Annotated in this window: 28 protein-coding genes and 1 riboswitch; of the genes, 27 read left to right on the top strand and 1 reads right to left on the bottom strand. The window is 69.5% G+C overall.

All coding sequences use genetic code 11. The annotated features are described in order from the left end of the window. The 27 genes from rplF (at position 1) to thiC (ending at position 21,121) form a co-directional block, all read left to right on the top strand. Complete coding sequence (rplF, locus tag SALPAC2_RS0112815; protein WP_018217052.1) at positions 1 to 543, top strand: 50S ribosomal protein L6; 543 nt, start codon at positions 1 to 3, stop codon at positions 541 to 543. Continuing rightward, complete coding sequence (gene rplR, locus SALPAC2_RS0112810) at positions 540 to 929, top strand: 50S ribosomal protein L18 (protein WP_018217051.1); 390 nt, start codon at positions 540 to 542, stop codon at positions 927 to 929. Before rplF ends, rplR begins: the two co-directional genes overlap by 4 nt. A 34-nt stretch (positions 930 to 963) precedes the next feature. Continuing rightward, positions 964 to 1,578 (top strand): 30S ribosomal protein S5, encoded by a 615-nt coding sequence (gene rpsE / locus SALPAC2_RS0112805; RefSeq protein ID WP_018217050.1) that lies wholly within the window; start codon positions 964 to 966, stop codon positions 1,576 to 1,578. Next, complete coding sequence (gene rpmD / locus SALPAC2_RS0112800; RefSeq protein WP_018217049.1) at positions 1,578 to 1,760, top strand: 50S ribosomal protein L30; 183 nt, start codon at positions 1,578 to 1,580, stop codon at positions 1,758 to 1,760. The genes rpsE and rpmD overlap by 1 nt, the downstream gene beginning before the upstream one ends. Beyond that, positions 1,760 to 2,203 (top strand): 50S ribosomal protein L15, encoded by a 444-nt coding sequence (rplO, locus tag SALPAC2_RS0112795; RefSeq protein WP_018217048.1) that lies wholly within the window; start codon positions 1,760 to 1,762, stop codon positions 2,201 to 2,203. The genes rpmD and rplO overlap by 1 nt, the downstream gene beginning before the upstream one ends. A 919-nt stretch (positions 2,204 to 3,122) precedes the next feature. Continuing rightward, positions 3,123 to 4,448, top strand: coding sequence for a preprotein translocase subunit SecY (secY, locus tag SALPAC2_RS0112790; RefSeq protein ID WP_018217047.1), 1,326 nt, complete (start codon positions 3,123 to 3,125; stop codon positions 4,446 to 4,448). Then, positions 4,449 to 5,102, top strand: coding sequence for an adenylate kinase (locus SALPAC2_RS0112785; protein ID WP_018217046.1), 654 nt, complete (start codon positions 4,449 to 4,451; stop codon positions 5,100 to 5,102). A 78-nt stretch (positions 5,103 to 5,180) separates the two neighbouring features. Further along, positions 5,181 to 6,026 carry a type I methionyl aminopeptidase gene (gene map / locus SALPAC2_RS0112780; RefSeq protein WP_018217045.1) on the top strand — a complete coding sequence of 282 codons (846 nt, stop codon included), beginning with the start codon at positions 5,181 to 5,183 and terminating at the stop codon, positions 6,024 to 6,026. A 61-nt stretch (positions 6,027 to 6,087) separates the two neighbouring features. Then, on the top strand, positions 6,088 to 6,684 hold the full coding sequence (locus tag SALPAC2_RS0112775) for a DUF1707 SHOCT-like domain-containing protein (protein WP_026184690.1): 597 nt from the start codon (positions 6,088 to 6,090) through the stop codon (positions 6,682 to 6,684). A 271-nt stretch (positions 6,685 to 6,955) separates the two neighbouring features. After that, positions 6,956 to 7,177: a translation initiation factor IF-1 gene (gene infA / locus SALPAC2_RS0112770; protein WP_007073013.1), complete on the top strand. Its 222-nt coding sequence runs from the start codon at positions 6,956 to 6,958 to the stop codon at positions 7,175 to 7,177. A 92-nt stretch (positions 7,178 to 7,269) separates the two neighbouring features. Then, complete coding sequence (gene rpmJ / locus SALPAC2_RS0112765; protein ID WP_012015104.1) at positions 7,270 to 7,383, top strand: 50S ribosomal protein L36; 114 nt, start codon at positions 7,270 to 7,272, stop codon at positions 7,381 to 7,383. Between the two features lie 264 nt (positions 7,384 to 7,647). Further along, positions 7,648 to 8,028, top strand: a complete 381-nt coding sequence (gene rpsM, locus SALPAC2_RS0112760; RefSeq protein WP_018217043.1) for a 30S ribosomal protein S13 — start codon at positions 7,648 to 7,650, stop codon at positions 8,026 to 8,028. Between the two features lie 18 nt (positions 8,029 to 8,046). After that, the gene (gene rpsK, locus SALPAC2_RS0112755) at positions 8,047 to 8,454 is read left to right on the top strand and encodes a 30S ribosomal protein S11 (RefSeq protein ID WP_012015102.1); all 408 of its coding nucleotides are present in this window, start codon (positions 8,047 to 8,049) and stop codon (positions 8,452 to 8,454) included. 14 nt (positions 8,455 to 8,468) lie between these two features. After that, positions 8,469 to 9,095 (top strand): 30S ribosomal protein S4, encoded by a 627-nt coding sequence (gene rpsD, locus SALPAC2_RS0112750; protein ID WP_018217042.1) that lies wholly within the window; start codon positions 8,469 to 8,471, stop codon positions 9,093 to 9,095. Positions 9,096 to 9,192: 97 nt separating this feature from the next. Then, on the top strand, positions 9,193 to 10,215 hold the full coding sequence (locus SALPAC2_RS0112745) for a DNA-directed RNA polymerase subunit alpha (protein WP_018217041.1): 1,023 nt from the start codon (positions 9,193 to 9,195) through the stop codon (positions 10,213 to 10,215). Positions 10,216 to 10,247: 32 nt separating this feature from the next. Next, positions 10,248 to 10,820, top strand: coding sequence for a 50S ribosomal protein L17 (rplQ, locus tag SALPAC2_RS0112740; protein ID WP_018217040.1), 573 nt, complete (start codon positions 10,248 to 10,250; stop codon positions 10,818 to 10,820). 68 nt (positions 10,821 to 10,888) lie between these two features. Then, entirely contained in the window at positions 10,889 to 11,719 is an 831-nt protein-coding gene (truA, locus tag SALPAC2_RS0112735) for a tRNA pseudouridine(38-40) synthase TruA (RefSeq protein WP_018217039.1), read from the top strand. A gap of 38 nt (positions 11,720 to 11,757) precedes the next feature. Continuing rightward, positions 11,758 to 12,363: a class I SAM-dependent methyltransferase gene (locus SALPAC2_RS0112730; protein WP_018217038.1), complete on the top strand. Its 606-nt coding sequence runs from the start codon at positions 11,758 to 11,760 to the stop codon at positions 12,361 to 12,363. A 60-nt stretch (positions 12,364 to 12,423) separates the two neighbouring features. Then, complete coding sequence (locus SALPAC2_RS0112725; protein ID WP_018217037.1) at positions 12,424 to 14,103, top strand: ATP-binding cassette domain-containing protein; 1,680 nt, start codon at positions 12,424 to 12,426, stop codon at positions 14,101 to 14,103. Positions 14,104 to 14,119: 16 nt separating this feature from the next. Next, the gene (locus SALPAC2_RS0112720) at positions 14,120 to 15,088 is read left to right on the top strand and encodes an aldo/keto reductase (protein ID WP_018217036.1); all 969 of its coding nucleotides are present in this window, start codon (positions 14,120 to 14,122) and stop codon (positions 15,086 to 15,088) included. A gap of 142 nt (positions 15,089 to 15,230) precedes the next feature. Next, positions 15,231 to 15,340: riboswitch (TPP riboswitch) on the top strand. Further along, positions 15,335 to 15,961 carry a thiamine phosphate synthase gene (locus SALPAC2_RS0112710; protein WP_026184689.1) on the top strand — a complete coding sequence of 209 codons (627 nt, stop codon included), beginning with the start codon at positions 15,335 to 15,337 and terminating at the stop codon, positions 15,959 to 15,961. (Overlaps the previous riboswitch by 6 nt.) Next, positions 15,955 to 17,154: a glycine oxidase ThiO gene (gene thiO / locus SALPAC2_RS0112705; protein WP_018217034.1), complete on the top strand. Its 1,200-nt coding sequence runs from the start codon at positions 15,955 to 15,957 to the stop codon at positions 17,152 to 17,154. Before SALPAC2_RS0112710 ends, thiO begins: the two co-directional genes overlap by 7 nt. Continuing rightward, positions 17,145 to 17,345: a sulfur carrier protein ThiS gene (thiS, locus tag SALPAC2_RS0112700; protein WP_018217033.1), complete on the top strand. Its 201-nt coding sequence runs from the start codon at positions 17,145 to 17,147 to the stop codon at positions 17,343 to 17,345. The genes thiO and thiS overlap by 10 nt, the downstream gene beginning before the upstream one ends. Continuing rightward, positions 17,342 to 18,121 carry a thiazole synthase gene (locus tag SALPAC2_RS0112695; RefSeq protein ID WP_018217032.1) on the top strand — a complete coding sequence of 260 codons (780 nt, stop codon included), beginning with the start codon at positions 17,342 to 17,344 and terminating at the stop codon, positions 18,119 to 18,121. Before thiS ends, SALPAC2_RS0112695 begins: the two co-directional genes overlap by 4 nt. Next, a complete protein-coding gene (locus SALPAC2_RS0112690; protein ID WP_018217031.1) occupies positions 18,118 to 18,726 on the top strand; it encodes a thiamine phosphate synthase in 609 nt (202 codons plus the stop codon). The genes SALPAC2_RS0112695 and SALPAC2_RS0112690 overlap by 4 nt, the downstream gene beginning before the upstream one ends. Continuing rightward, positions 18,723 to 19,511 (top strand): bifunctional hydroxymethylpyrimidine kinase/phosphomethylpyrimidine kinase, encoded by a 789-nt coding sequence (gene thiD, locus SALPAC2_RS0112685; RefSeq protein WP_018217030.1) that lies wholly within the window; start codon positions 18,723 to 18,725, stop codon positions 19,509 to 19,511. Before SALPAC2_RS0112690 ends, thiD begins: the two co-directional genes overlap by 4 nt. Positions 19,512 to 19,528: 17 nt before the next feature. Next, positions 19,529 to 21,121: a phosphomethylpyrimidine synthase ThiC gene (gene thiC, locus SALPAC2_RS0112680; protein ID WP_018217029.1), complete on the top strand. Its 1,593-nt coding sequence runs from the start codon at positions 19,529 to 19,531 to the stop codon at positions 21,119 to 21,121. 98 nt (positions 21,122 to 21,219) lie between these two features. Here thiC and SALPAC2_RS0112675 read toward each other — a convergent pair whose 3' ends face one another. Further along, positions 21,220 to 22,695 (bottom strand): hypothetical protein, encoded by a 1,476-nt coding sequence (locus SALPAC2_RS0112675; protein ID WP_033662104.1) that lies wholly within the window; start codon positions 22,693 to 22,695, stop codon positions 21,220 to 21,222. Positions 22,696 to 23,388: the final 693 nt, after the last annotated feature.

The following is a 23,388-nucleotide window of genomic DNA, read 5'->3' as shown; positions in this document are numbered from 1 at the left end:
ATGTCGCGTATTGGACGTAAGTCGATCCCGGTACCAGCCGGCGTTGACGTCACGATCGCCGGCCAGACCGTCACGGTCAAGGGCCCCAAGGGCGAACTCTCGCACACCATCGCCGAGCCGATCACGATCGAGCAGGCGGAGGACGGGCAGCTGAACGTGGCTCGCCCGAACGACGAGCGCAAGGCCAAGGAGCTGCACGGACTGAGCCGTACCCTGGTCGCCAACATGATCGTCGGTGTGACCGAGGGGTACCGGAAGAGTCTGGAGATCGCGGGCACCGGTTACCGGGTGACCGCGAAGGGCAAGGACCTCGAGTTTGCGCTCGGGTTCTCGCACCCGGTCACCGTGGTGCCGCCGGAGGGCATCACCTTCTCGGTGGAGAAGCCGACGCTGTTCCACGTGGCCGGCATCAACAAGCAGCTGGTCGGTGAGGTCGCCGCGAACATCCGGAAGATCCGTCCGCCGGAGCCCTACAAGGGCAAGGGCGTGAAGTACCAGGGTGAAGTGATCCGCCGTAAGGCCGGAAAGGCAGGTAAGAAGTGAGCGCCACGCTGCTCAAGCGTCGCCGCGGTGTCGCCGCCAAGCGCGCCGTCGGGCGGGCGCGCCGGCACTTCCGGGTCCGCCGGCAGGTCAGTGGGACGCCCGCGCGTCCCCGCCTGGTGGTCACCCGTTCGCTGCGGCACATCGTCGCCCAGATCGTGGACGACACCAAGGGTCACACCCTGGTGTCGGCCTCGACCCTGGATGCCTCGCTGCGGGGCACCGAGGGCGACAAGAGTGTTCTGGCCGGCAAGGTCGGCGTCCTGCTCGCCGAGCGGGCGAAGGCCGCTGGTATCGCCAAGGTCGTCTTCGACCGCGGTGGCAACCGGTACGCGGGGCGGGTCGCCGCGCTAGCCGACGCCGCCCGCGAAGCCGGGCTCGAGTTCTGACAAACCCCGTCACGAGAGAGAAGGAAGGCTGCTGATGCCAGGTCAACAGCGCCGTGGCGGCGGGTCCGGTGGCAACGAGGGTGGTCGCCGCGACAACCGCCGTGAGGGCGGCCGCGGAAACGCGCCCGTCGAGAAGACCCCGCACCTTGAGCGGGTCGTCGCAATCAACCGCGTCGCAAAGGTCGTGAAGGGTGGTCGTCGCTTCAGCTTCACCGCCCTGGTGATCGTGGGCGACGGCGACGGCACCGTCGGTGTGGGATACGGAAAGGCCAAGGAGGTGCCCGCGGCGATCGCCAAGGGTGTCGAGGAGGCCAAGAAGCACTTCTTCAAGGTGCCGCGGATCGGTCAGTCCATCCCGCACCCGGTGCAGGGCGAGGACGCCGCTGGTGTCGTGCTGCTGAAGCCGGCTTCGGCCGGTACCGGTGTCATCGCCGGTGGCCCGGTCCGTGCCGTGCTGGAGTGCGCCGGCATTCACGATGTGCTCTCGAAGAGCCTCGGGTCGTCCAACCCGATCAACATCGTGCACGCCACGTTGGCGGCGCTGAAGGGGCTTGAGTCCCCCGAAGCCGTCGCGTCCCGGCGGGGCCTGCCGGTCGAGGATGTCGCGCCGGCGGCCATGCTGGCGTCGCGGGCGGAGGTGGCGTCCTGATGGCTCGCCTGAAGGTCACCCAGGTCCGGTCCGAGATTGGGACCAAGCAGAACCAGCGGAACTCGCTGCGTTCGCTCGGGCTCAAGCGGATCAACGACGTGGTGGTCAAGGAAGACCGTCCGGAGATTCGCGGCATGATCTTCACGGTCAACCACCTCGTGAAGGTCGAGGAGGTCGAGTAATGACGATCAAGGTCCACCACCTGCGTCCGGCGCCGGGTGCCAAGGTCGCCAAGACCCGGGTGGGTCGTGGTGAAGGCTCCAAGGGCAAGACCGCCGGTCGCGGTACCAAGGGGTCCAAGGCCCGGAAGAACATCTCGGCAGCGTTCGAGGGTGGGCAGATGCCTATCCACATGCGGTTGCCGAAGATGAAGGGCTTCAAGAACAAGTTCAAGGTGACCTTCCAGGTCGTCAACCTGGAGCGGCTCGCCGAGCTGTTCCCGAACGGTGGTCAGGTTGGCCCGGCCGAGCTGGTTGATGCCGGCGCGGTCCGCAAGGGGCAGCCGATCAAGGTCCTCGGGACCGGTGACCTCGGTGGCGTGACCCTCCAGGTCTCGGCGCAGGCGTTCAGCGCGTCGGCCAAGGAGAAGATCACTGCTGCCGGTGGTTCGATCACCGAGCTGTAAGAGTTCTGCGGCGTGGGCCTGGTTGGGAAACCGACCAGGCCCACGCCGCGACTTATTTGCCGACGTTATGCGGCGTGGGCTTGGTCCGTGGGAAACGTGAAGCGTCCTGAACCGGCGGCGGTGTGGTCGGCTGGTGAATGACCGAAGGGTCGCACCGCGTTTGGTAATGCCGACCACGACCGCTTTCGGTTCTGTTTCCCGAAAGAGTGAGACCGTAGTCTTGTGGCCCGCGTTCGCTACGGCTGCGGTAGCTTCGGGAAATGTGGCCGCGTTGATCGCGTTAGAATTGTTTCGAATTGACCGAGGGGTCCGGGGAGCTCTGTTTACAGGTGCTGCCGCGTTATGGTCCGGCACACTCGGAGCCCCGATGTGTTAATGGTCAGCGATACCACTTTCATGTTCGCGTGGCATACCTGATGTGGACTCCGCCGGCCGTGGTGGAGGTGTGGCTGAGGTCCGGGGCACCCGGGGCGAGCACCAGGGTGACGGCCGTAGCGAGACCAGGCCTGAGGTCGAGGCTTGAGACCCAAACCGGGATCAGGGCATCGGTGCCGGAGCCAGGTCGGGGTGCACGAGAGTCGCCCCAGAGTCGTTCGCTATAGTTGCCAACAATTCTGCACGCTAGCGTACGGGTGGTGCCGGGGTCAATAGAAGATTATAGGCTCGATAAATCGGTGCGTCGCTCTCTGCTGCCCGGATGGGCGCGTAAGCTGCTCCGAGCCCGATCTGGGCCGTCGAGGTTCGCTCCCTCCGCTGTCAGCTTCGTATGCCGCGACCTGACGGAACAAGACATGTAGGCACCCAGTGGTGTGGTGTTGGGCAAGCCTGTTAAGGTGTGACTTCGGCGTCGTCTAGGTCGCCAGTCTGATGGTGCCCGTGTTGGCGAAAGGCCACGCGGCCTTCGCGCAGGAGGAAGAACTTGCTGTCTGCCTTTCTCAGTGCGTTCCGTACGCCTGACCTGCGCAAGAAGCTGCTGTTCACGATCGGCATCATTGCGATCTACCGCCTCGGTGCCGCGCTGCCCAGCCCCGGTGTGTCGTACACCAACGTGCAGAAGTGCATCGACGCGACCCAGGGCAGCACCGGCGTACTGAACCTGCTCAACCTCTTCTCCGGCGGGGCGCTGCTGCAGCTCTCGGTCTTCGCGCTGGGGATCATGCCCTACATCACCGCGTCGATCATCCTGCAGCTGTTGACGGTGGTGATCCCCCGGTTGGAGCAGCTCCGTAAGGAGGGCCAGGCCGGCCAGGCGAAGATCACGCAGTACACCCGCTACCTGACTCTTGGGCTCGGTGTCCTGCAGGCGTCGGCCTTCGTGGCGCTGGCCCGCTCCGGGCAGCTCTTCCAGAACCAGTGCGACCAGTTCCCGATCATCCCGGAAGGGACCGGAATCCCGGACTGGCTGACCCTGACCATCCTGGTCATGACGATGACCGCGGGCACCGGTGTGGTGATGTGGCTCGGCGAGCTGATCACTGGCCGCGGTGTCGGTAACGGCATGTCCGTGCTGATCTTCACCTCGATCGCGGCGCGGCTCCCCGCCGAGGGCTGGACGATCAAGGAGAGCCAGGGCTGGGCCAAGTTCCTGCTCGTCATCGCCCTGGTGCTGGTCATCATCACCGCGGTTACCTTCATCGAGCAGTCGCAGCGCCGGATCCCGGTGCAGTACGCCAAGCGCATGATCGGTCGGCGGATGTACGGCGGCACGTCCACCTACATCCCGTTGAAGGTGAACCAGGCTGGTGTCATCCCGGTCATCTTCGGTTCGTCGCTGCTCTACCTGCCGCAGTTGGCCCTGCAGTTCTTCGACCAGAACAACCAGGGCCGGACCCAGGTGTGGATCCAGAACAACCTGGTCGACCCGACCAGCCCGATCTACATCGGGGTCTACTTCCTGCTGATCATCTTCTTCACGTACTTCTACGTCTCGATCACCTTCAACCCGACCGAGGTCGCGGACAACATGAAGAAGTACGGCGGTTTCGTTCCGGGCATCCGTCCGGGCAAGCCGACCGCCGACTACCTGGACTTCATCCTCAGTCGGATCACCCTGCCGGGCGCGCTCTACTTGGCCGTCGTCTCGATCCTGCCGAACTTCTTCTTCATCTGGCTCGACCGTCAGCAGTACCTGAACTTCCCGTTCGGTGGTACCGCAGTTCTGATCATGGTTGGTGTCGGCCTCGAGACCACCAAGCAGATCGAGAGCCAACTGATGCAGCGGAACTACGAAGGGTTCCTGCGCTAGATGAGACTCGTTCTGGTTGGCCCGCCGGGCGCGGGTAAGGGCACGCAGGCAGAGTTCGTCGCCGCGCACCTCGCGGTGCCGAAGATCTCGACCGGGGATATCTTCCGGTCCAACGTCTCGCAGGGCACGCCTCTCGGGATTGAGGCCAAGCGATTCATGGACGCTGGCGAGCTGGTGCCGGATGAGGTGACCATCAGCATGGTCCGGGACCGGCTCGCCGAACCGGACGCCGGTGCCGGGTTCCTCCTCGACGGGTTCCCGCGGACCACCCCCCAGGCGGCCGCGCTGGACAAGCTCCTCGTTGACCTGGGCGCCGCGCTGGACCTGGTGCTCGAGCTGGTGGTTGACGACGACGAAGTCATTCGTCGGCTCTCCGGCCGGCGTACCTGCCGGGGCTGCGGCAAGATCTGGCACGTCGAGTTCGACGCTCCCAGTCAGGAGGGGCGCTGCGACCGGTGTGGCGCCGAGCTGTTCCAGCGGGACGACGACAAGCCGGAGACCATCGCCACCCGGTTGCGGGAGTACACGGACAAGACCGCGCCGCTGGTGGATTACTACGGTGCCCAGAGCAAGCTCGTGGGCATCGACGCCACCGGCCCGGTCGAGGATGTCACCGTTCGGGCAATCGATGCTCTGCGGTCCTACGGCGGCTGAGTACCAGCACCGCGGATAGAGCCCCGGTAGCGGGGTACGTGCGGCGTGCCCGCTTTTCGGTGAGAGAGGTTTACCCCGATGCGTCGTCCCCAGCTGGATATCCAGCTGAAGACCCCGGACCAGATCGAGAAGATGCGCGCCGCCGGGCTGGTGGTGGCGGAGGCGTTGCGCCGGATGCGGGAGGCGGTGGCTCCCGGCGTCAGCACCGCGGAGCTGGACGCGATCGCCGAGTCGACGATCCGGGCGGCGGGGGCCGTCCCGTCCTTCCAGGGCTACCACGGCTTCCCCGCCTCGATCTGCGCATCGGTTAACGAGCAGGTCGTGCACGGGATTCCGGCCCCCACCCAGGTGCTGCGGGACGGAGACATCATCTCGCTCGACTGCGGTGCGGTGCTGGACGGTTGGCACGGGGACGCAGCCATCACCGTCGCGGTCGGCGACGTGGATCCGGCGTTGCTGAGGATGGCCGCGGTCGCCGAGGACGCGATGTGGGCCGGTATCGCCGCGGCGGCCCGCGGCGCTGCCAGCGGCAGGGGACGGCTCACCGACATCTCTCACGCTGTCGAGACGGCGGTCCGTAAGGGCGGACGGTACGGCATCGTTGACGGGTATGGCGGTCATGGAATCGGCACCGAGATGCACCAGGATCCGCATGTGCTCAACTACGGCCGTCCGGGTAAGGGTCCCCGGTTGGTGTCGGGGATGGCGCTGGCCATCGAGCCGATGATCACCCTGGGCTCGCCGCGGACGGCGGAGCTGTCCGATGGCTGGACGGTGGTGACGCGGGATGGCTCCCGGGCAGTGCACGTGGAGCACAGCATGGCGCTGTTGCCGGACGGGGTGTGGGTGCTCACCGCGGTTGATGGCGGGCGGGAGCGCCTTGGTGACCTGGTGACCGCCCGACAACCAGCGGCCACCGCTTGAGCTGAAATCGGACCCGGGCTCGGGTGTCGCCTGGTTTGCAAAGCGATGGCATTCTGAATAGATGCGGGATCGTGCCGGAATGCGGGCGGCCGACGACGATCGGCAGGCGGTCGCCGACCAGTTGCGGTTGGCTGTTGACGAGGGCCGGCTCGACCTGCACGAGTACGACGAGCGCCTGCACCGGGCGTACACCGCGAAGACCTATGGCGATCTCGATGTCCTGCTGGCCGACCTGCCAACCGGATCGGCGCCCGTTGTGGCGAATGGTGCCGGTCCGGACCTGCGGGGTGAGCTGGTGGCAACCGGGGCGGTCGATTCGACCGTGGTTCCGGCTTCCGGGGGGAGGTCGGTCACCCGGAGGTGGGTGGTCGAGGTGTGGGGGCCGTGGCTGAGGGCGGTACCGATCGTGGTCGGCATCTGGGCGGTGACGTCGCTGTTGGCCCAGGATCTCTTCTTCTTCTGGCCTGGCTGGGTGGCTGGCCCCTGGGGTGTGGTGTTGGCGGTGCGGACGGTGCAGGGGCTCGCCACAGGGGAGCCGGCGCGTCAGGCGGCCAAGCGCGAGCGCCGGCGGCAGCGCAAGCGGGAGAAGCAACTCCGTAGAGAGGCGAGGCGGCCCGCTGAATCGGATGGCTGGGAGCTTCCGGGCACTTCTGGTTGACCATCCCTCAATGTCCGGGTGGGCCCGGAAGTTGGCTGCTCGATAGTCCGGTTCGGCGGGGTCACCTGCCCGGTCGGGTGGTCGGTTTGGCGACGGCGTATGGGCCGGCGTACACTTTCTGATCGGCGCACAGCGTCCACTCCGGCATGCCCGCCCGCGCTTCGGCGGGTGCTGGAGCCGCGGCTGGCGCGGGTCACCTGATTTCGATCAGTCATCCCGTGAAAGACGTTGTGGGCCGTCCGGAGCAACCGACGTCAGGACAGCGGAGGACATGCCGAAAAAAGACGGAGCCATCGAGATCGAGGGCCGGGTCATCGAGCCCCTGCCGAACGCCATGTTCCGGGTGGAGCTCGCGAACGGGCACAAGGTGCTGGCTCACATCAGCGGCAAGATGCGGCAGCACTACATCCGCATCCTGCCGGAGGACCGGGTCGTCGTCGAACTTTCGCCGTACGACCTGACCCGAGGGCGCATCGTCTACCGCTACAAGTAAGCCTGACGGCGGCCGGGTGAATCCCGTGTCCGTCTTCGTCGCCCGGAGCCGCGCCTGCCGCGTCGCCGGGCCAGATCGGAAGTAAGGCAACCGTGAAGGTCAAGCCGAGCGTCAAGCGGATCTGCAACAAGTGCCGGGTGATCCGCCGGCACGGCCGGGTCATGGTCATTTGCGCCGACCCGCGCCACAAGCAGCGTCAGGGCTGACTGTTCAGCCGGTCGTGACACCGCGACCGGTTGACACCGGCCCGGACGCAGATCCGTCACAACACAGCACATGCTCGTTCCAGCCGCAGGAGTGCGCAGCGCGTACCTCGTCGTGGTTAACCCCCGGTCGGAGGCCGGGGCCCGCTCGGGCAGCGACCGAACCGGTCGCCGGCGTCGATATCGGCGTCGGAGAACGGGGATGGTCGGTAGCGGGATGGGACGGGACCACACCTCCGCCAGAAACCACGAGGAGTACGCCCGCACATGGCACGGCTAGTCGGCGTGGATCTCCCCCGCGAGAAGCGGTTGGAGATCGCGCTCACCTACATCTTCGGCGTGGGTCGCACCCGCGCCCTGGAGACGCTCGCCGCCACCGGCATCTCGCCGGACAAGCGCGCCCGGGACCTCACGGACGAGGAGCTCGTGCAGCTCCGCGACCACATCGAGGGCAACTACAAAGTCGAGGGTGACCTGCGCCGCGAGGTCGCCGCGGACATCCGTCGCAAGGTCGAGATCGGCTGCTACGCCGGTATCCGGCACCGCCGGGGCCTACCGGTTCGTGGTCAGCGGACGCGGACCAACGCCCGCAGCCGCAAGGGCCCGAAGCGGACCGTCGCCGGTAAGAAGAAGCCCGGCAGGAAGTAATAGGAGCGCAGAAGACTTATGCCACCGAAGGCTCGTGCCGGAGCCGCCGTCAAGAAGGTCCGGCGCAAGGAACGCAAGAATGTCGCCCACGGCCAGGCGCACATCAAGAGCACCTTCAACAACACCATCGTGTCCGTCACGGACCCGACCGGTGCGGTCATCTCCTGGGCCTCCGCCGGCCAGGTTGGCTTCAAGGGCTCCCGCAAGTCGACTCCGTTCGCCGCGCAGCTGGCCGCCGAGGCCGCCGCGCGTCGTGCGATGGAGCACGGCATGCGCAAGGTCGACGTGTTCGTCAAGGGCCCCGGCTCCGGCCGGGAGACCGCCATCCGTTCGCTGCAGGCCGTCGGCCTGGAGGTCGGTCAAATTTCCGACGTGACTCCGCAGCCGCACAACGGGTGCCGTCCGCCGAAGCGTCGCCGGGTCTGAGAGGTTAGGAAGAGATGGCTCGTTACACCGGTGCTGACTGCCGCCGTTGCCGGCGGGAGAAGATGAAGCTGTTCCTCAAGGGCAGCAAGTGCGATGGCCCGAAGTGCCCGTTCGAGTCCCGGCCGTTCCCGCCCGGACAGCACGGTCGTGGCCGCACGAAGGAGACGGAGTTCCTGCTCCAGCACCGCGAGAAGCAGAAGGCCCGCCGGGTGTACGGCGTGCTGGAGAAGCAGTTCCGCGGTTACTACGACGAGGCCGTGGCGAAGCAGGCCAAGACCGGTGAGGTCCTCCTGCAGATCCTCGAGTCGCGGCTGGACAACGTGGTCTACCGGGCCGGCTACGCCAAGTCCCGGGACATGGCCCGGCAGCTGGTCAAGCACGGTCACTTCACGGTGAACGGCAAGAAGGTCGACATCCCGTCGTACCGCGTCAAGGAGCACGACATCATCGAGGTCCGGGGCAAGAGCAAGGAGCTCACCCCGTTCCTGGTGGCGCAGGCCGAGGCCGGCTCCAAGAGCGTGCCGGCGTGGCTGGAGGCCATCCCGAGCCAGATGAAGGTGCTCGTGCACTCGCTCCCGAGCCGCCAGGTGATCGACACCCAGGTCCAGGAGCAGCTGATCGTCGAGCTCTACTCCAAGTAGGTGCTCGGGTGGTGGTCCGCCCCTTTCCGGGCGGACCACCACAACGGTGTGTGTCGTGGGCGTCATATGGCGGGCGCCCCGGAAGAAAAGAGAAGAGATGCTCATCTCCCAGCGGCCCTCGCTCTCCGAGGAGTCGATCAACGAGACCCGGTCCCGGTTCACCATTGAGCCGCTGGAGCCCGGCTTCGGCTACACCCTGGGTAACTCGCTGCGTCGGACGCTGCTGTCGTCCATCCCCGGCGCGGCGGTGACCTCGATCAAGATCGATGGTGTGCTGCACGAGTTCACCACGATCCCCGGGGTCAAGGAGGATGTGGTCGAGCTCGTCATGAACATCAAGGAGCTCTGCGTCAGCTCCGAGCATGACGAGCCGGTCAGCATGTACCTGCGTAAGCAGGGCCCGGGTGACGTGACCGCGGGTGACATCCAGCCCCCGGCTGGCGTCTCGGTGCACAACCCGGACCTGAAGCTCGCCACCCTCAACGGCAAGGGCCGGCTCGACATGGAGCTGACCGTCGAGCGGGGCCGTGGCTACGTCACCGCGGCGCAGAACAAGCAGGCGGGCGCCGAGATCGGTCGGATCCCGGTTGACTCGATCTACTCGCCGGTGCTTCGGGTCACCTACCGGGTCGAGGCGACCCGGGTCGAGCAGCGGACCGACTTCGATCGGCTGATCATCGACGTCGAGTCGAAGCCGTCGATGGGGCCCCGCACGGCCCTGGCCTCGGCCGGTTCCACGCTGGTCGAGCTCTTCGGTCTGGCCCGGGAGCTGGACGAGACCGCAGAGGGCATCGACATCGGGCCGTCCCCGCAGGACGCCCAGCTGGCAGCGGATCTGGCGCTGCCGATCGAGGAGCTGGACCTCACCGTCCGCTCCTACAACTGCCTCAAGCGCGAGGGCATCAACACCGTTGGTGAGCTCATTGGGCGTACCGAGGCTGACCTCCTCGACATCCGTAACTTCGGCCAGAAGTCGATCGACGAGGTCAAGATGAAGCTCGCCGGGATGGGCTTGGGGCTGAAGGACTCGGCCCCGAACTTCGACCCGGCGAACGTCGTGGACGCCTTCGGTGAGGCCGACTACGACACCGAGGACTACCGCGAGACTGAGCAGCTGTAAGCGCGGCTGAGGATTGACGAGGAGCACCGAGAATGCCCACGCCCACCAAGGGTGCCCGCCTCGGCGGTAGCCCGGCGCACGAGCGGTTGATGCTGGCCAACCTGGCCATGTCGCTGTTCCAGCACGGCAAGATTCAGACCACCGAGACCAAGGCCCGGCGGCTGCGCCCGCTCGCGGAGCAGCTGATCACCAAGGCGAAGCGCGGTGACCTGGCCGCCCGGCGTCGGGTGCTCGGGGTCGTCAAGGACAAGGACGTGGTCTACACCCTGTTCGAACAGATCGCGCCCCGGTACGCCAACCGCAACGGTGGCTACACCCGGATCGTGAAGACCGGTCCGCGTAAGGGTGACGCCGCCCCGATGGCGATCATCGAGCTGGTCGAGGAGCTGGCGGTCGCGCAGCCGAAGGCGAACAAGAAGACCGCCGCCCGCAAGGCCGCGCAGCAGGACAAGGTCGAGGCGCTCGCCCCGGCTGCGGAGGCCCCGGCGCCGAGCAGCGGCGACCAGGACGCCGAGGCGCCCGTCTCGGTTTCGGGTGACACCGCTGCGGCCCGTGCAGACAGCGACCTCGCTGTCGAGGAGAACAACGAGCAGAACAAGGCCTGATCGGCCAGGCTCTCGTCGGGCCCGACACCCATCCGGGTGTCGGGCCCGACGCGCGGAAGGGGACACGAGTGCAGGAGCGCACCCGGGTACGGCTGGATGTCTCGTACGACGGCACCGACTTCTCCGGCTGGGCGGTCCAGCCGCAGCGGCGTACGGTCGCCGGTGCCCTCGTGGCCGCGCTTGACCTGGTGCTCGGTGCCGACGCGGCGACCGGGCTGACCGTCGCCGGCCGGACCGACGCCGGCGTCCACGCCACCGGGCAGGTCTGTCACGTCGACCTGCGGACCGAGCTGTGGCACCAGCACCAGACCACCCTGCTGCGGCGGCTGGCCCGGCTGCTCCCCGCCGACGTCCGGGTACGGGCGATGACGGACGCGCCGGCCGACTTCGACGCCCGCTTCTCGGCGACCTTCCGGCGGTACGAGTACCGGGTCACGGACGCGCCCTGGGGGGCCGAGCCGCTGCGGCGCCACGACATCCTTGCCTGGCCGAGCCGGCTCGACCTAGCCGCGCTGAACACGACCGCCGACGGGCTGGTGGGGGAGCACGACTTTGCCGCGTACTGCCGGCGTAAGGAGAACGCGACGACGCTGCGGGAGGTGACCCGGCTGGACTGGCGGCGTGCCGCGGACGGGATTCTCGTGGCGACCGTGCAGGCCGACGCCTTCTGTCAGGCGATGGTACGCAGTCTGGTCGGTGCGATGCTGGCCGTCGGGGATGGCCGCCGCCCCGCTGACTGGCCGGCCGGGCTGCTCGCCCGTCGGGAGCGCGCCAGCGAGGTGAACGTCGCCCCGGCACACGGCTTGACCCTGGTCGAGGTGGGTTACCCGGATGACCCGGCCGAGTATGGTCGGCGGGCCATCCGGACCCGCCGGTTGCGGGTGCCGCCGCCGGCCTGAGGCGGGGCGTCGGCGGGGCCGGTGCGAGAATCATCGGTGTGACCGGTGACCATTACTTCACTGCTGAACCGGCGACTGCCGCCCAACCCCGGGAGGTGGTCTTCTCCGCGGCCGGCCGCGACTACACCCTGGCCTCCGCCGGCGGCGTCTTCTCCGCCGGGCGGCTCGACCCGGGTACGGCGGTGCTGCTGCGTAAGGCCGAGCTACCGGCACCGGAGAGCACCGGTCACCTGCTCGACCTCGGCTGCGGCTTCGGACCGATCACCTGCGTGCTCGCCACCTCGGTGCCGTCGGCCACCGTCTGGGCGGTCGATGTCAACGAGCGGGCTCGGGAGCTGACCACGGCCAACGCCGCGCGGGTCGGGGCGGCGTCCCGGGTCCGGGTTTCCCCGCCGGACGCGGTGCCAGCGGCGGCGACATTCGATCAGATCTGGTCGAATCCGCCGATCCGGATCGGCAAGAACGAGCTGCACCAGCTCCTGCTGCGCTGGCTGCCCCGGCTGGCACCGGACGGGGTGGCCTGGCTGGTGGTCGCCCGGCACCTCGGCGGTGACTCGCTACACCGTTGGCTGTCCGAGCGGGGCTGGCAGGTGGCGCGACCGGCGAGCCAGAAGGGCTACCGGGTGCTGCGGGTGACCCGGTAGAGCGGGGTTGGTCCGGTAAAACGGGTTGGCCGGGCCGGGGCGGCCCGGCAGGATGCCAACGTGGGTTACGTGGACGTGGCAGCCGTTGGGCACTGGCTGCCCGATGGGCGGCAGCTCTTCGGCGATGTGTCTTTCCGGGTCGGTGATGGCGCCAAAATCGCTCTGGTCGGGCCGAACGGCGCGGGCAAGACGACGCTGCTGCGCATGGTCGCCGGTGACCTGCCGGTGCAGCGCGGCGCGGTCGCCCGGGCCGGCGGGCTGGGCGTGATGCGTCAGTTCATCGGCATGATCGGCGACGAGTCAACCCTCGCCGACCTGGCCCTCTCCCTCGCCCCGCCCCGGCTGCGCGAGGCGGGTGGGCGGGTCGCCGGTACGGAGTCGGCGATGCGGGCGGCTGAGGTGCGCGGCAAGTACAGCACCGCCGCCGGCAAGGCCCAGCTCGCGTACGCGGAGGCGCTCGCCGCCTGGGGGGAGGCCGGCGGGTACGACGCCGAGGTGCTCTTCGACACGGTGACCACGATCGTGCTCGACCTGCCGTGGGACACGGCGCGGCACCGTCCGGTCCGGACGCTCTCCGGCGGCCAGCAGAAGCGGTTCGCCCTGGAGCTGCTCCTGCGCGGTCCTGAGGAGGTGCTCCTGCTCGACGAGCCCGACAACTTCCTAGACGTGCCCGGGAAGCGCTGGTTGGAGGGGCGACTGCGGGAATCCGGCAAGTCGGTGCTGTACGTCTCACACGATCGCGAGCTACTGGCTCGTACCGCGGACCGGGTGGTGGCCGTCGAGGGCGGTGGCGCGTGGGTGCACTCGGGTGGCTTCGCCAGCTGGCACGAGGCCCGTCTCGCCCGGCACGACCGTCTCGACGAGCAGCGTCGGCGGTGGGACGAGGAACACCAGAAGCTGCGGGAACTGGTGCTGATGTACAAGCAGAAGGCCGCGTACAACTCGAGTATGGCCTCCCGCTACCAGGCGGCCCAGACCCGGTTGCGGAAGTTCGAGGAGGCCGGGCCGCCGCCCGTACCCCCGAAGGAGCAGGACATCCGGATGCGGCTGGCCGGCGGCCGCACCGGTAAGCGTGCCCTGATCTGCGAGCAGTTGGAGCTCGACGGTCTGACCTACCCCTTTGACCTGGAGCTCTGGTACGGCGACCGGCTCGCCGTGCTCGGTGCCAACGGGACCGGTAAGTCCCACTTTCTCCGCCTGATCGCCCGGGGCGGAACCGCCCCCGATCCGGCGAACCAGCCGGTCGACGGTGGTGCGGGGCTCGCACCCGTCGGGCATGACGGGGTGGCCCGCCTCGGTGCCCGGGTCCGGCCCGGCCACTTCTCCCAGACCCACGACCGGCCGGAGTTACTGGAGCAGACGCTGGTCGACATCCTCTGGCGGGGTGACGAGCACCGCGCCGGCCTGGATCGGCACGCGGCGATGGCCGCGTTGTCCCGGTACGAGCTGGCCGGGCAGGGGGACCAGCGGTTCGGCACTCTCTCCGGTGGCCAGCAGGCCCGGTTCCTGGTGCTGCTGCTGGAGTTGTCTGGGGCGACCCTGCTGCTGCTTGACGAGCCGACGGACAACCTGGACCTGGCCTCGGCCGAGGCGCTCGAAGCGGGGCTGGCCGCGTTCGCGGGGACGGTAGTGGCGGTGACCCACGATCGATGGTTTACCCGGTCCTTTGATCGATTCCTGCTGTTCCAAGGGGACGGCGAGGTGGTGGAGGCCGCCGAGCCGGTCTGGGAGGTGGCCTGAGCGCGGGCGACATAGGGTGGATTTCGTGACTGAGATGACGTACCGCCGGTTGGGTGACTCCGGGCTCGTGGTGTCCGCGGTCGGCGTCGGCTGCAACAACTTTGGCCGTCGGGTCGACCTGGACGGGACCCGGGCGGTGGTGGCGGCCGCCCTCGATTCCGGGATCAACTTCTTCGACACCGCTGACATCTATGGGGCTCCGCCGGGCGGCTCCGAGGAACTCCTCGGCCAGGTGCTCAAGGGACGCCGCGACGATGTGGTGATCGCCACCAAGTTCGGCATGGACATGGACGGCCACAACGGACCGGACCACGGCGCCCGCGGTGCCCGGCGCTACGTGATGCGGGCGGTGGAGGCTTCGCTGCGTCGGCTGCAGACCGACCACATTGATCTGTACCAGCTGCATGAACCGGACCCCGGCACCCCGATCGACGAGACGCTCGCCGCGCTGGACGACCTGGTCACCGCCGGCAAGGTGCGGTACCTGGGTAACTCCAATTTGGATGGCTGGCAGATCGCCGACGCGGACTGGACCGCCAGCTCGCGCGGATTGACGCGGTTCATCTCCGCCCAGAACCACTACTCGCTGCTTGAGCGGGGCGTCGAGGCCGAGGTTGTCCCGGCATGTGAGCGGTTCGGGCTGGGCCTGCTGCCCTTCTTCCCCCTCGCCAACGGCCTGCTCACCGGCAAGTACAAGCGCGGTGAGGCCCCGCCGTCGGGCAGTCGGCTCGCCGGTGGCGGCCGGTACGCGGCCCGGCTGGCCGCCGCCGACTGGGACACCATCGAGGCGCTCCAGGCATACGCGGCCGAGCGGGGGCTCAGCCTGCTCCAGGTCGCCATCGGTGGGCTCGCCGCCCAGCCCGCGGTGACGTCGGTGATCGCCGGTGCCACCACCCCCGACCAGATACGGGCCAATGCCGCGGCGGGTGCCTGGGTGCCCGACGCCGACGATCTGGCCGCCCTGCGGGCGGTACTCGACAGCTAGCAGATGGAGAATCTCGGCCTCCCATCGTCCCGGCGGTGGGAGGCCGATTCGTGTCCGGGTCCGCTCCGGTAGCGGCCGGTCCGCACCCCCGTGCCGCAGATGCCGCCTTGGCAGCCGTACGGCGTCTGTCGTACGGTGGTCAGTAGTAACCCACGGGAGCCCGGTAAACCGGGCTGAGAGGGGGGCTGAGAGCCCCCGACCGTTGAACCTGATCCGGATAGTGCCGGCGCAGGGAGGAGAGTTGCCGTGTCGTCCCTTGGGCGTCTACATCTGATTACCGACACTCGACCTGGGCAAAACCCGCTCAATGTGGTGCGGGCCGCCCTGGCGGTGGCCCGTACCGAACTGGTCGTCCAGGTCCGCGTGACCGACGACGCAACCGACCGACAGGCGTACGACCTGGCCCGCCAGGTGGCCGCGCTCTGCGCCCCGTACGGTGCGACCTGCCTGGTGAACGATCGGCTACACGTGGCCCTGGCGGTTGGTGCTGCCGGTGGGCACGTGGGTGCCGAGGACCTGCCGGTCGGGGCGGCCCGGGCGGTGCTCGGCTCCGCCGCGGTCCTCGGCGCCACCGCCCGGTACGCGGACACTGCCGTCGAGGCGGTCGCCGCCGGGGCCAGTTATCTCGGGGTCGGGCCGGTCCACTCCACCACCTCAAAGGACGGACTGCCGCCCCCGATCGGCGTGGCAGGGGTACGAGCGGTCACCGCCGCGGTCAGCGTGCCGGTGATCGCCATCGGGGCGGTGACCGCGGCGGACGTGCCCGCCCTGCGGACCGCGGGCGCGTACGGAGTCGCGGTGATCGGCGCGCTCTCGCACGCCGCCGACCCTGCCCGGACCACCACCGAACTAATGGCGGCACTGACATGGTGAGCAAACTTCCCGACACCCCCCGTGGCAGCCGAAACTCGCTGTCCACCCCCGACGTTGCCGTGGTCGGGGCCGGGCCGATCGGCTTGGCCATCGCCTGGCGGTGCGCGGCCCGCGGGCTGCGGGTCGTCGTACACGACCCGGATCCCGGCTCGGGCGCGGTGCACGCCGCGGCGGGGATGCTCGCGCCCGTCGCCGAGGCGTACTTCGGGGAGCACGAGCTGACCGGCCTGCTCACCGAGTCGGCGGCGCGCTGGCCGGCGTTCGCCGCCGAACTGGCCGCCGCCTCCGGCGCCGATGTCGGTTACCGCAGCGAGGGCACCCTGATGGTCGGGCTCACCACCGACGATCTCGCCGTGGCCCGCCGGCTCTGGGCGTACCAGCAGGGGCTGGGGCTGCCGGTCACCCCACTGCGCCCCTCCGAGCTTCGAGACCGGGAGCCGGCGCTGTCACCCCGGATGCGGGGCGGCGCCTACGCCGGCACCGATCACCAGGTGGACCCGCGGCGGCTGGTGTCAGCGTTGCGCACCGCCACCGAGCGGGCCGGGGGAGTGCTGGTGCCGACGCCGGTCCAGCGGTTGACCGAGGTGACCGCCGGGACCACGGTGGTCGCGGCCGGCTGCGGCTCCGCCGCCCTGACTGGGCTGCCCGTTCGCCCGGTCAAGGGCCAGGTGCTTCGGCTCCGTGCTCCCGGTGCGCCGGGCTTCCAGCACGTGATCCGGGGCTTCGCCGACGGGGAGCAGGTCTATCTCGTCCCGCGGCCGGACGGGGAGGTGGTGGTCGGGGCGACCTCGGAGGAGCGCACCGACACCATGGTGACCAGCGGTGCGGTGCTGCGGCTACTCCGGGCGGCCACCGACCTGGTACCCGAGGTGGCTGAGTACGAGCTGGTCGAGGCGGTCGCCGGGCTCCGTCCGGGCAGCCCCGACAACGCGCCGATCCTTGGCCCGCTGCCGGACCGGCCGGCGGTGCTCGCCGCGACCGGGCACCACCGGCACGGGGTGGTGCTCACCCCGGTGACCGCCGACCTGATCGCCGACCTGATCACCACCGGTACGCCGGATCCGCTCCTCGCCGCCTTCACCCCGGAGCGTCTCGGTCCGGGGCTGTCCCGTCCACCCGCCACCGCCACCGCCGACCCGGCGTGCGGATCCGCCGTGCCCCGGCCGACCACACTGGAGGAGTCGTGGAACTGATGGTGAACGGCCTTGGGCGCAGCCTGCCCACCGGCTCCACGCTGGCGGACCTGGTCCGGGCGGTGACCGAACAGGAGCGTGGTCTGGCGGTCGCCGTCAACGGCGAGGTCGTGCCGCGGGGTGGCTGGCCGGCGACCCTGCTGTGCGAGGGTGACCGGGTCGAGGTGCTCAGCGCCGCGCAGGGCGGGTGAGTGAGGTGACCTTCGAACTGGGTGGGGTACCGATCTCGTCGCGCCTGGTCCTCGGCACCGGCGGGGCCGCCAACCTCACCGTCCTGGAAGGGGCGATCCGAGCCTCCGGCACCGGCCTGGTCACCGTGGCGCTGCGCCGGGTGGACACCACCGGGGGCCCTTCGGGTGGCCTACTCGACCTGGTCGACCGGTGCGGGGTTCGGCTGCTGCCGAACACCGCCGGCTGCTACACGGCGGGGGAGGCGGTGAAGGTGGCCCAGCTGGCCCGGGAGGCGTTCGAGACCGACTGGGTGAAGCTTGAGGTGATCGGCGACGAGCGCACCCTGCTGCCCGACGGTGTGGAGCTGCTGCGGGCCGCCGAGGAGTTGGTCGCCGACGGTTTCACCGTGCTGCCGTACACCTCGGACGACCCGATTCTGGCGCGTCGGCTCGCCGATGTCGGCTGCGCGGCGGTGATGCCGGCGGGTTCTCCGATCGGGTCGGGGCTCGGGGTGTCGAACCCGCACCACATCCGGCTCATCCGGCAGAGCGTGGCGGTGCCGGTGATCCTGGATGCGGGGATCGGCACCGCCTCCGATGCGGCGCTCGCGATGGAACTGGGCTGCGACGCGGTGCTGCTGGCCAGCGCGGTGACCCGGGCCGCCGATCCGGTGGCGATGGCGACGGCGATGCGGTACGCGGTCGAATCCGGCCGGCTCGCGTACCAGGCGGGCCGGATACCGCGCCGCTTCCACGCCCTCGCCTCGACTCCGGACGATGGGCGGCCGGAGCTGTGACCGGGCCGACCGGCCTGGTGGTGCTCACCGATCGCCGGGCGGCGCGGCGACCGCTCGTCGAGGTTGTCGCCGCGGCCGTGGCCGGCGGTACGCGCTGGGTGGTGCTGCGGGAGCGGGACCTTCCCCGGGCCGAGCGCGTCGCCCTCGCCGATGACCTGCGTCAGGTCCTCGCCCCGGTCGGCGGTACGTTGGTCGTTGCCGGCCCGGACCCGCTCGGCGGCGACGCGGTGCACCTGCCGGCGGCTGGTCCGTACCCGCCGCCGCGACTCGGGCTGGTCGGCCGTTCCTGCCACGACGAGGCGGAACTGGGCCGGCTCACGGTTGAGGACTACACCACTCTCTCCCCCGTCTATCCGACGCCGAGCAAGCCCGGCTACGGCCCACCGCTGCTTCCGTCCGGGCTGGCGAGCTTGATCAAGGCCAGTCCGGTCCCGGTGGTGGCGCTGGGCGGGATCGAGACGTCCGGGCAGGTGCGCGACTGTGTGCGGGCGGGAGCCGCCGGGGTGGCGGTCCTGGGTGCGATCATGCGGGCCGAGGACCCGGGCGCGGTGGCCGCCGCCCTTCAGGGCGCCTTCGACGCCGGCTCCAGGGTAGGTGTGCGATGACGCCCCGTACCGTCCTCACCATCGCTGGTTCGGACTCCGGCGGGGGTGCTGGCATCCAGGCCGACCTGAAGGTTTTCGCGGCGCTGGGGGCGTACGGCACCAGCGTCATCACCTCCGTCACCGCGCAGAACACCCGCGGTGTGGACGCCGTGCTGCCGTTGCCCCCGCAGACCGTCACCGACCAGCTGGAGAGCGTGCTCACCGATTTCACGGTGCGGGCGGTGAAGACCGGCACGCTCGGCAGCCCGGCGATCGCCGACGCGGTCGCTGTCGCGGCGGGGGAGGGCCGACTGCCGCACCTCGTCGTCGACCCGGTGCTGGTGGCGACCAGTGGGCGTCGGCTGGGCACGGTCGCGGCGGTGGAGCGGTTGCTGCCGTTCGCCCGGGTGGCGACGCCGAATCGGGCGGAGGCCGCGGCCCTCACCGGCGGCCGGGTCGAGACGGTCGAGGAGATGGTCGTCGCCGCGAAGGCACTGGCCGCCGGTGGACCGGAGTATGTCGTGGTCACCGGTGGCGACGCCGACGGTGATGAAGCGGCGGTGGACGTGCTTCACGGCGAGGAGGGCACTACCCGGTTGCGCGCGGCCCGGGTATCGACCCGGCACAACCACGGCACCGGGTGCTCGTTCTCGGCGGCCGTCGCCGCCCGGCTGGCGTTCGGTGATTCGGTGCCGACCGCCGTCGCGGCGGCCAAGGAATACGTGACCCGGGCACTGATCGGCGCTCGGGGCTGGGAGTTGGGCGCGGGACGCGGACCACTCGATCACTTCAGCTGGTCCGTCTGACCTATAGGGAGGCTGTCATGCAGAAACGTCGCAAGGTCTACGTCGAGGGGTCGCGGCCGGACATCCAGGTGCCCTTCGCCGAGGTCGACCTCGCCGGAGACAATCCGCCGGCGAGGCTCTACGACACCTCGGGACCGGGTTCCGACCCGGAGGTGGGGCTACCGCCGATGCGCGGCAAGTGGATCGCCTCGCGGGGGGACGTCGCCCCGGTACGTGGCGCCGGTACCCCGTTGGCGGGGGTGGACGGCCAGCGCCCGACCCAGCTGGCGTACGCCCGGGCCGGGGTGGTGACGCCGGAGATGGAGTTCGTGGCGATCCGTGAGGGGATGGCGCCGGAGCTGGTGCGGGAGGAGATCGCAACCGGGCGAGCCGTGCTGCCGCTGAACGTCAACCACCCGGAGTGCGAGCCGGCGATCATCGGCAAAGCCTTCCTGGTGAAGATCAATGCGAATATCGGCACCTCGGCGGTAACCTCCTCGATCGCCGAGGAGGTGGAGAAGCTGACCTGGGCGACCCGGTGGGGCGCGGACGCGGTGATGGACCTGTCGACCGGCAAGCGGATCCACGAAACCCGGGAGGCGGTAGTCCGGAACTCTCCGGTGCCGATCGGTACCGTGCCGGTCTACCAGGCCCTGGAAAAGGTGGGTGGCGACCCGGCGAAGTTGAGCTGGGAGGTGTTCCGGGACACGGTCATCGAGCAGGCCGAGCAGGGCGTCGACTACATGACCGTGCACGTCGGCGTGCTGCTGGCATACGTGCCGCTCGCGGTGGAGCGGGTGACCGGGATCGTCTCCCGGGGTGGTTCGATCATGGCGGCGTGGTGCCTCGCCCACCACGAGGAGAACTTCATCTACACGAACTTCCGGGAACTTTGCGAGATCATGGCTCGCTACGACGTGACCTTCTCGTTCGGCGACGGGCTGCGCCCCGGCTCCATCGCGGACGCCAACGACGAGGCGCAGTTCGCCGAGCTACGTACCCTCGGTGAGCTGACGAAGATCGCCTGGGAGTACGACGTCCAGGTGATGATCGAGGGCCCCGGACACGTGCCGATGCACAAGATCAAGGAAAATGTGGAACTGCAGCAGGAGTGGTGTCACGAGGCGCCGTTCTACACGCTTGGCCCACTGGCCACGGACATCGCGCCCGCGTACGACCACATCACCTCCGCTATCGGCGCGGCGATGAGCTCCTGGTTCGGTACCGCGATGCTCTGCTATGTCACCCCGAAGGAGCACCTCGGGTTGCCGGACCGGGACGATGTGAAGGCCGGCGTGATCGCTTACAAGATCGCCGCGCACGCGGCCGATCTGGCCAAGGGGCACCCGGGGGCCCAGGAGTGGGACGACGCGCTCTCCAAGGCGCGGTTCGAGTTCCGCTGGGAGGACCAGTTCAACCTGGCGTTGGACCCGGAGACCGCGCGGGCCTACCACGACGCCACCCTGCCGGCTGAGCCAGCGAAGACGGCCCACTTCTGCTCGATGTGCGGCCCGAAGTTCTGCTCCATGAAGATCACTCAGGAGCTGAAGGAGTACGCCGCACGCGGCATGAAGGAGAAGTCGGAGGAATTCGTCGAGTCCGGCGGTCGGGTCTACCTTCCGCTTGCCTGATCTCTGACCACCGTGGCACCCCGACCAGCAGGCGGGGTGCCACGGCGGTTACCGGGGAATCCACCTTGACCGGGCAGGTCGAGACCGGGGCGGCCCGGTCAGTCGGCGTGATGCCGGCCGACAGAGCGCAATGAGCGGCGAGCGCCTTCCCGGTCGGGTTCGTTGTTAGGCACCGGCTCGCCCAGACCGGTGACCCAGTCCACGAACTCCTCGTCCTGTGCTGGTAGCCGGGCTTCCGCTGGGGGCTTCCCCGCCTCGTCGACCCGGGTGCGACCGCGTCGGAAGAGGCTTCGGCGGCGCGGCGCAGGAGGCGTCGTGCCGACCACCAACGGGTCGGCCGCGGTTCCCGGGTCGGCTGTGGTTCCCGGGTCGGCTGTGGTTCCCGGGTCGGCTGTGGTTCCCGGGTCGGCTGTGGTTCCCGGGTCGGCCTCGCCCTCGTCCGCCACCGGAGGCGGCGGGGCCGCCGGTACGGGGTCGCCGGTGGTCGGCGCGGCCGAGTCGACCTCGGCCGGAGCCAGCGGTATCGGGGGGACTGCCGTCGGCTCGGGGGTGAGCAGTGGTTCGGTGTCGGGTGTCGGCTCGGGGGTGAGCAGTGGTTCGGTGTCGGGTGTCGGCTCGGGGGCGAGCAGTGGTTCGGTGTCGGGTGTCGGTTCGGGCCTGGACGCCGGTCGGCGCTTGCTCCGTGGCCAGCGCAGGATCGTGGCGGCTCGTTCGACCGGGCGTTCGATCAGTGGCCAGCGCAGCGTCGCGGCGGCGGCTGAGCCGAGCCCGCCGGCGACCACCGCGAGCAGGGCGGCCTGGTACGGCGTGGCCTGGTACTGGTCCGAATCCGCTCCGGGGCCCGCGGTCAGGTACGCGCCGGCTAACAGCACCGGCCCGGGAAGACCGGTCAGCGCGCCGACGGATGTGGCCTGCCCGCGCCGCCGGGCGAGGCCGCCGGTGCCGGCCCCGGCCAGCAGCGCCGCCACCGGAAGGCCCAGCAGGCAGAGGCGGTTCGCCGCGGCGGGATCGAGCCAGGAGGGTTCCCACACCCCGAGGCGTACTGCCCGAAGTGGGCCGGTGTCGTTCAGCGACGGGGCAACCGAGGCCAGGGCGAGGAACCAGCCCACGCCGAAGACGAACGCCAGGTTCCAAAGCAGTGGGGGTCGGATGAGGACGGCCAACGCCGCGCCCCCGCCGAGTACCGCGCCGACGAGTGCACCAGCGGCGACGGACCAGACCGGTTCCACCGTACCCACGTCGGCGGCTCGGGCGGACTGCATTCCCAGCGGCGCGACGACCGTGGCGCCGAGCGCGGCGGCGCCCGCCACAGCGGCCTGCCGACCAGCGCTGATCAGTGGGGCCCCCCGGCACGCCAGCCGTTCGGCACAGACGGCACCGATGACTGCGGCGTTCGCCGCCAACCAGGCGACCCAGGCGAGCTGCGCCGGCCACTGGTTGACGCCCGTACCGGTGAAGGCGCCGGAGAAGCGTACGATGCCGAAGCCGAATGCGACGCCGAGCTGTCCGGCTCCGGCCAGCAGGCTCACCCCGAGCGCCGTGAGCAGTATTTTGCCCAAGGTCCGAAACGCCATGTCGGGCACGTTACGGTCCCGGTGCGGGCGCGCGCCACTGGCACGCCGGACGGGTGCGGTCGCCGGGATACCTGTGCTCGACCAGCGGGGCCAGTAGTTGGATCGCCCCCGAGGCGAGTAGGTGCACCGCCCCCGGATCCGACGGCCGACGTTGTTGGTCTGCTGGTCGGTTTCGATGTGACTGGCGTCGGTTCTCGGCCTACGGCCGGAAAGCGCGCGGTGCACTCATGGGAGAGGGCTGCCCCGTACGGTCGCCGCAGCCACAACGGCCGCTGCCCGGACGGCGGTTTGGGCGTACAGCAGCGACTCGGATTCCACCGAGGGGGGTGACGCCTCAATCGGGGAGGTAACGCATCTCACTTCTATTGGAACTTGGCGGGGATTCCTGCGTCTGGTCAACCCGAGGTCCGGATCGAACGTCCGAGGCGGGCCCCGGCTGCAGCTCCGCCTGCCCGCCCGCGGGCGGCAGACAATCGTGCTCTCTACACCAGACTGGTCGGACGACCGCTCCAGCGGACTAGCGCGGTGTGCGCGCGGCCCGGCAGACCTTGCCAATGCCGAACCTTGTGGTCAAGCGGGCCGGGCGAGGTGTTTCGGGATAAAGATCCCACATGCTGGGGTGACGCAAAGTTGGCGCCTGATTACCAAGCCGTATCCATTTCCCTAATGCTTGTCTACATCGCCTGTTCAGGG

This window comes from Salinispora vitiensis (assembly GCF_000378825.1).
Taxonomy (GTDB): Bacteria; Actinomycetota; Actinomycetes; order Mycobacteriales; family Micromonosporaceae; genus Micromonospora; species Micromonospora vitiensis.
This window is presented reverse-complemented; position numbering and strand designations above follow the sequence as displayed.

Coding starts and splice junctions, on each gene's coding strand:
- rplF (WP_018217052.1), top strand. CDS start 1: ATGTCGCGTATTGGACGTAAGTCGATCCCGGTACCAGCCGGCGTTGAC.
- rpsE (WP_018217050.1), top strand. CDS start 964: ATGCCAGGTCAACAGCGCCGTGGCGGCGGGTCCGGTGGCAACGAGGGT.
- rpmD (WP_018217049.1), top strand. CDS start 1,578: ATGGCTCGCCTGAAGGTCACCCAGGTCCGGTCCGAGATTGGGACCAAG.
- rplO (WP_018217048.1), top strand. CDS start 1,760: ATGACGATCAAGGTCCACCACCTGCGTCCGGCGCCGGGTGCCAAGGTC.
- SALPAC2_RS0112785 (WP_018217046.1), top strand. CDS start 4,449: ATGAGACTCGTTCTGGTTGGCCCGCCGGGCGCGGGTAAGGGCACGCAG.
- map (WP_018217045.1), top strand. CDS start 5,181: ATGCGTCGTCCCCAGCTGGATATCCAGCTGAAGACCCCGGACCAGATC.
- SALPAC2_RS0112775 (WP_026184690.1), top strand. CDS start 6,088: ATGCGGGATCGTGCCGGAATGCGGGCGGCCGACGACGATCGGCAGGCG.
- infA (WP_007073013.1), top strand. CDS start 6,956: ATGCCGAAAAAAGACGGAGCCATCGAGATCGAGGGCCGGGTCATCGAG.
- rpsM (WP_018217043.1), top strand. CDS start 7,648: ATGGCACGGCTAGTCGGCGTGGATCTCCCCCGCGAGAAGCGGTTGGAG.
- rpsK (WP_012015102.1), top strand. CDS start 8,047: ATGCCACCGAAGGCTCGTGCCGGAGCCGCCGTCAAGAAGGTCCGGCGC.
- rpsD (WP_018217042.1), top strand. CDS start 8,469: ATGGCTCGTTACACCGGTGCTGACTGCCGCCGTTGCCGGCGGGAGAAG.
- SALPAC2_RS0112745 (WP_018217041.1), top strand. CDS start 9,193: ATGCTCATCTCCCAGCGGCCCTCGCTCTCCGAGGAGTCGATCAACGAG.
- rplQ (WP_018217040.1), top strand. CDS start 10,248: ATGCCCACGCCCACCAAGGGTGCCCGCCTCGGCGGTAGCCCGGCGCAC.
- thiO (WP_018217034.1), top strand. CDS start 15,955: ATGGTGAGCAAACTTCCCGACACCCCCCGTGGCAGCCGAAACTCGCTG.
- thiD (WP_018217030.1), top strand. CDS start 18,723: ATGACGCCCCGTACCGTCCTCACCATCGCTGGTTCGGACTCCGGCGGG.
- thiC (WP_018217029.1), top strand. CDS start 19,529: ATGCAGAAACGTCGCAAGGTCTACGTCGAGGGGTCGCGGCCGGACATC.
- SALPAC2_RS0112675 (WP_033662104.1), bottom strand. CDS start 22,695: ATGGCGTTTCGGACCTTGGGCAAAATACTGCTCACGGCGCTCGGGGTG.